The sequence below is a fragment of the Seonamhaeicola sediminis genome, assembly GCF_004358095.2.
Taxonomy (GTDB): Bacteria; Bacteroidota; Bacteroidia; order Flavobacteriales; family Flavobacteriaceae; genus Seonamhaeicola; species Seonamhaeicola sediminis.
Genome location: NZ_SMZJ02000041.1, coordinates 1 through 423 on the forward strand (window position 1 = coordinate 1; position 423 = coordinate 423).

The 423-nt window shown below is 37.8% G+C and carries 1 tRNA gene; it reads right to left on the bottom strand.

Going from position 1 to position 423, the window contains the following annotated elements:
- Positions 1–173: 173 nt before the first annotated feature.
- A tRNA-Ile gene (locus E1J38_RS15030) sits at positions 174–247 on the bottom strand.
- Positions 248–423: the final 176 nt, after the last annotated feature.

Here is a 423-nt window from a genome sequence, read left to right on the forward strand (position 1 = left end):
ACTCAACTCCCAGAATTTCCTTTCAATATTTAATGAACTTCTTAAAATTAACTAGCTTACTAAACAATGATAACAGCATTTAGTAATCAAATCAACCTTAGGTTGTAGTCTCAGGCAGACTCCCTTCGACTATGCTCAGGATAAACTTCTCGTCTGTCTTTCGACCTACTTCGTAGTCTCAGGCAGACTCGAACTGCCGACCTCTACATTATCAGTGTAGCGCTCTAACCAGCTGAGCTATGAGACTGTACTTTAGTCGTTAGCCTAAACCATTAACGCTTAGTATTTTACTAAGCACTAATGCCTTATGACTTTTTACTATATATTTTAAAATCAACAGCTAAAGAGAACAAACTATTCTTTCCCTAAATATCTAAACCTATTAGTCGTCTTTCTCTAGAAAGGAGGTGTTCCAGCCGCACC